The organism is Emticicia sp. (genome assembly GCF_049241225.1).
Classification (GTDB): domain Bacteria; phylum Bacteroidota; class Bacteroidia; order Cytophagales; family Spirosomataceae; genus Emticicia.
This window is the reverse complement of record NZ_JBMLRC010000309.1, coordinates 24,286-29,558: the sequence shown is the minus strand read 5'-3', so window position 1 is coordinate 29,558 and position 5,273 is coordinate 24,286. Positions and strand designations below refer to the sequence as shown.

The following is a 5,273-nucleotide window of genomic DNA, read 5'->3' as shown; positions in this document are numbered from 1 at the left end:
AAAAGTATCTCCCAAACACGAAAAAATCAACGAAACCAACATCGTTTTATCGGAAGTATTTATGTTTTGTTTTACTTTTTGAAAGTAGAAAAAAAACAAGGAAATCATCAATAATGGCTTTGATACATAGTTGAGCCATTCGATGTCCAGAATGCCCGAAGCGATATTGACAAAGCCCAAGGCAAAATAAAAAATGGTTTCGTTACGAGTCATGATTGCTTGCGTTTAGTTGTATTCCGATTGCTTCGGCTAAAATGATGGCTTTTTCCATAGGCTTGTAGTCAACATTGGCCAGAATATCAGTTGGGCGATGAATATTTGGCATTCGACCATTTTTATCAAGTGCTGCCAGCGTCACCGATGGAATTCCTGCTCGCTGAAACCAAACCGAATCGAAATCTGCTGTGTGCCAAGCTCCAGTTTTTACTTCTTTTAGTGAAGCAGTTTTGGCCGTAACTTCTTTGGCCGTTTTTACCAATTCATTGTCATACACAATCGTTGACCAGCTACCCGTTTGGGTAATAATTTTCAAATCTCCACTACCGAGTGTATCGAAGTTTATCAGATAAGTTTCTTTCGTAAACTCCTGATAATGAGCTTTCATATATGCTCTTGCTCCAATCATCCCTACTTCTTCTGCTCCCGTTATCACCAGTTCAATATCAAGATTTTGTAGGTTTTTGTTCCAAAGTTTTTGTGCCGTTTCGATGGCTGCCGCTACGCCCGTTGCGTTATCAGAAGCTCCGTTTGAATAGCCCAATCTGAAAAAATCAATCGTGGCCGTGATGCCTTGAATGATAAAATAAAGAGCCAAAATATTAGAAACTAAAAGCAGGAAATCGTTGGGTATCAGAAACTGCGAAATGGCCAAAAACTGAGCTACCATCATCAGAATTAAACTCATTTTGAGCGATTTACGGAAATTACCAACCATTTCGGGGCGATAAAGCAACGAAATAGGAGCGGTATCCCAATGAGCCATCAAAATCAGTTTCTTTGCTTTCGGAGAAGCATTTTTATCTTTAATAACAAGATTGTGAGACTTGACCAAAGGAGGGAAATTCGTTACGGGCGAAGCGTACCAGTTGAAATACAACATGGCCATCGTCACGAAAACAAAGGTAATTACCAATCCTAAAATCGAAGAAAAATTCAAGCATATCAAACCTGCTGAAAGCCCCAAAATCAACCACCAAACTACCGAAATATAAGTTTTTGGTGTTCGGAAAGATTCTCGACTAACTTGCTGATTGACAAATAGTTGTGTCAAAAAATCAAGTACGGGTGCTTCGTTTTCGGTAGCAACCCCTCGATTTGGGAAAGATGCGAGTTTTTCAACGATTTGTTTAGGTGTCATAGGGTTTTGTTGTAAAATATATGGTTACAAAAATTAGTTTAACCTCACCCTTCCTTTCCCTCTCCGATTGGAGCGGCCGTCGCTCGGAGGGAGGGACACGATAACAAAATCACTAATTTTTAATGACAATCTATTAAACGTAAATACTTAGGTTATTACAAATCTTACTTATTCACCATCAAAAAACGCCTCAATTTCTCTCCAAGTCTTGAAGCGTTGGTAGCCTTCGAGTTTTTGGTTATGAATCGCATCAAATAATAATGCTTTTCCCTTAAATGTGCTGAGGTTTTTTTCGTGGTCATCAATCAGATAATCGGCCGAAATAATGCTTTTATCACCACAAAGTACAATGTTTTTCCAAGAAATAAACGGAAAATGCTCTTCCAACCACTCAACTTTTTCTTTCAACGAATTCGGAAACTCAACCGCCGCCGAAACAATAAAAATCTCGAATCTATCATGAAGTTTCTTGATTACCTCAACCGCATCGGGCATTACTTCGAGCGTTCTAAAAAAATTGGGTTTAAATATTTCTTCTCTAACTACATGATAATTTTCTTCAGCCAAAACATCATAATATCCTTTATCGATGAAATGATATTCTTGAAAATCTGTTCCAATTAATCGGTTATAAATGTCTAAAATTTTCTTTCCTGCGGCCGCCATTACATCGTCCATGTCAATCGCAATACGTTTTTTTGTCATAATTTTCTCGAAGTTTGTTTTTTTGCTAAGATACTTGATTCCAGCAAGGCAGGCAAGTATAGAGTTATGGAAGTATGAATAAAAACAGGTAGAAATGCCCGTTTTTACGCCATCGCTATTTGATAGTTTTGTAGCATTATATGAATCGTTTTTTGAATATCTTCTAATCTGCTGATTATAAGTCATTTACTGACGATGCGTATTTTATTTCTCAAAAAACTTTATTGCTATGAAAACTATCAAACACTTACTTGGCCTATTATTGATTTCGGGAGTTGCTTATGCACAACAACCCAAACCACCTACCAAAGAAACTATCAAAAAGAACGAAGCGGTACTTACACAATTACCCTTCAATGATACGACTTCATTTACCAATGCCGAGCGTGGTTTTATTGCCACAGTTCCGAATCTGGTGATTACAAAAGAGGGAGGTGCTCCTGTTTGGAACATGGAGCAGTATAATTTTATGAATACTACCACTGCACCACCGAGCGTAAACCCAAGTTTGTGGCGACAAGAACGACTAAACAATAAATATGGATTGTATAAAGTAGTCGATGGTATTTATCAAGTAAGGGGTTACGATATGTCGAACCTGACGATTATTGAAGGAAAAACAGGCCTTATCTTAGTTGACCCACTCGTTTCGGCCGAAACAGCCAAAGCAGCATTAAACCTTTATTACGCTCATAGACCTAAAAAAGCAGTGAAGGCTGTGATTTGTACGCACAGCCACGTTGACCATTATGGTGGAATTTTGGGCGTAACGACCGCCGAAGATGTAAATAGTGGCAAAGTGCTGATTTATGTCCCGCAAGATTTTTTAGAAGAAGCCGTCAGCGAAAATGTGTATGCAGGTAATGCGATGTCTCGTCGAGCTCAATATATGTATGGTATTTTCTTGAAAAAAGATAAAGAAGGACAAGTCGGTGTAGGTCTCGGAAAAGGTTCTTCGACTGGTAGCGTTGGAATTTTGAATGCTGCAAATGATTCGACGATTATCAAGCAAACAGGCGAAACACACATGATTGATGGACTCAAATTTGTGTTTCAGATGGCACCACATACCGAAGCACCAGCCGAAATGTTATTCCACATTCCAGCCTATAAAGCACTATGTTCGGCCGAAGATGCCACTCAAGTTTTGCATAATCTTTATACATTGCGTGGAGCTCAAGTACGTAGTTCGCAGTCGTGGTGGCAAGCCATCAACGAAACCATCAATTTGTTTGGCGATAGTACCGAAGTAGTTTTTGCTTCGCATCACTGGCCAACTTGGGGCAAAACCAACGTGAATACTTTCTTGAAAAGCCAACGAGATTTATACAAATATATGCACGACCAAGTGCTAAATTTGGCCAATAAAGGCTACACTATGCTCGAAATTGGCGAAAAAATGAAATTACCAAAATCGCTCGACCAGCAATGGTATAATCGTGGCTATTATGGCAGTGTCAATCACGATGCCAAGGCCGTTTATCAATATTATTTGGGTTTTTATAGCGGAAATCCTGCCGATTTATACCAACTTCCACCGCGAGAGGCCGCCATCAAAAACGTAGAATATATGGGTGGAGCTGCTGCAATTATCGCCAAAGCAAAATTAGATTTTGCCAACGGAAATTATCGTTGGGTAGCTCAAGTTATGAATCAGGTAGTTTATGCCGATTCGACCAACATCGTAGCCAAAAATCTCGAAGCTGATGCTTTAGAACAACTGGGTTATCAGACTGAAAATGCTACATGGCGAAATAATTTCTTGATGGGTGCTTACGAACTCCGAAATGGTGTGAGAAAAGGCTTGAAGTCATCGACCGTAAGCCCAGCAACTCTTGCAGGAATGACCGTCGATATGCTATTCGATATGATGGGTATTCAGCTCAATGCCGCAAAGGCCGATGGAATAAACTATACTTTCAATTATGTAATTGGTAATGGCGAGAAAACAGAAAACTATATTTTATATCTGACTAATAGTGTTTTGATTTATGAAGATAATAAACTCGCTCCTTCGCCTGATGCTACAATTACGATGGAAAGAAGCACATGGAATAATATTTTGGCTGGAGGCTCGACATTTGAGGCGGAAATTAAGAGCGGAAAAGTAGTTGTGAGTAATGGAGAGGAGGGAAAGACTAAGTTTTTGTATATGATGAGTATGCAGGAAAGCTTCCCGCTGATGTTCAATATCGTAACCCCAAGATAAAGTGAAGCGAAGTTCCACTTCGCCGTCAGAAAAAAAGCCAATCAGATTTTCAACTGATTGGCTTCTCTATTTTTATTGAACCGTAACATTAAAATCGATATTTATGTCATCACTACCAGGTGTTGGTGTGCCATTTTTTGTGGCTTTTCCGTTGACTGGTGGCTGGTGGCGTAACTGAACTTTCAATTTTCCTGTTCCTGCTGCATTTGTTCTGGCAGTTCCAGTTAAGCCGATTCCAAAATTATTTACATCTTTATCGCCATAAGTATAAGTGAGCAAACTGCTTGGTGTAGGCGTGTACACAAATAGGTGTTCGTCGCTTTCTTCTTTTACTTCATTAGTAATATTTCCCACTGGAGACTTTGACTCATCCAAAACCTCTACTGTCAAAGTATAAGTTGTATTTGGTTTTAGGCTAATGGCATCAATGGTCGGGGCTTTTCCACCGTCGCCATCGGGGTCAGAATACTTAAACGATTGGGTGGTACCGCCGCTGGTAAAATTCAATTTTACCGTCGTAATTAATTCATTTTCTTCTTCGGCATCTACTTCTTCATCTTTACAACTTACCGTAAAAAGTGTAGCACTGAGCAGTAAGCTGAGTAGAGCAATGTGTCTTTGGTTTCTTTTAGTTGCCATGAGATATGGGTTTATGAAATGTTATTACTTTTGCATTGATGTTGCAAATATATATCACAAACTTCTCTGATGCAATATTGTTGCAAATATTTTAAAAAGAATATTTAGCACGAAGTACAATATTTCGACCAATTTCATCGGCAAAATAGCGGAAGCGGTTGAGATAATCTCGGTAGGTAGTATTGAATAAGTTGCTGATAGTCAATGAAATATTGAGCGATTGCTTGGTATTTATTGCAAATTGTTGACTTGCCGAAGCACTCCAAAGCGAGTAAGCGGCTGGAGGAGGAGCGAAGTCTCCGCCGTATTCGGTAAAGATAATTTCAGAACTTGGAATATCGGAGAAAATGATTTTAGTAGGAA

Annotated in this window: 6 protein-coding genes; 1 reads left to right on the top strand and 5 read right to left on the bottom strand. The window is 39.1% G+C overall.

The window, feature by feature from the left end; translation table 11 throughout:
• The 3 genes from ACOVO2_RS16555 to ACOVO2_RS16545 all read right to left on the bottom strand — a co-directional run.
• Window positions 1-213 (bottom strand): hypothetical protein (locus ACOVO2_RS16555; RefSeq protein WP_421771047.1); only part of this gene is annotated, 213 nt, incomplete at its 3' end.
• Window positions 203-1,357 (bottom strand): M20/M25/M40 family metallo-hydrolase, encoded by a 1,155-nt coding sequence (locus ACOVO2_RS16550; RefSeq protein ID WP_421771046.1) that lies wholly within the window; start codon window positions 1,355-1,357, stop codon window positions 203-205. The genes ACOVO2_RS16550 and ACOVO2_RS16555, both read right to left, overlap by 11 nt.
• A gap of 168 nt (window positions 1,358-1,525) precedes the next feature.
• A complete protein-coding gene (locus tag ACOVO2_RS16545) occupies window positions 1,526-2,062 on the bottom strand; it encodes a 5' nucleotidase, NT5C type (protein ID WP_421771045.1) in 537 nt (178 codons plus the stop codon).
• A gap of 229 nt (window positions 2,063-2,291) precedes the next feature.
• Between ACOVO2_RS16545 and ACOVO2_RS16540 the strand changes: the two genes are divergently transcribed.
• The gene (locus tag ACOVO2_RS16540) at window positions 2,292-4,271 is read left to right on the top strand and encodes an alkyl/aryl-sulfatase (RefSeq protein WP_421771044.1); all 1,980 of its coding nucleotides are present in this window, start codon (window positions 2,292-2,294) and stop codon (window positions 4,269-4,271) included.
• Between the two features lie 72 nt (window positions 4,272-4,343).
• Here ACOVO2_RS16540 and ACOVO2_RS16535 read toward each other — a convergent pair whose 3' ends face one another.
• Window positions 4,344-4,910, bottom strand: a complete 567-nt coding sequence (locus ACOVO2_RS16535) for a hypothetical protein (RefSeq protein ID WP_421771043.1) — start codon at window positions 4,908-4,910, stop codon at window positions 4,344-4,346.
• A 91-nt stretch (window positions 4,911-5,001) separates the two neighbouring features.
• Window positions 5,002-5,273, bottom strand: a 272-nt coding sequence (locus ACOVO2_RS16530) for a hypothetical protein (protein ID WP_421771042.1), incomplete at its 5' end; no start/stop codon positions are given.

Bases quoted from the DNA above. Each gene is read 5' to 3' on its own strand.
- ACOVO2_RS16550 (WP_421771046.1), bottom strand. From the start codon at position 1,357: ATGACACCTAAACAAATCGTTGAAAAACTCGCATCTTTCCCAAATCGA.
- ACOVO2_RS16545 (WP_421771045.1), bottom strand. From the start codon at position 2,062: ATGACAAAAAAACGTATTGCGATTGACATGGACGATGTAATGGCGGCC.
- ACOVO2_RS16540 (WP_421771044.1), top strand. From the start codon at position 2,292: ATGAAAACTATCAAACACTTACTTGGCCTATTATTGATTTCGGGAGTT.
- ACOVO2_RS16535 (WP_421771043.1), bottom strand. From the start codon at position 4,910: ATGGCAACTAAAAGAAACCAAAGACACATTGCTCTACTCAGCTTACTG.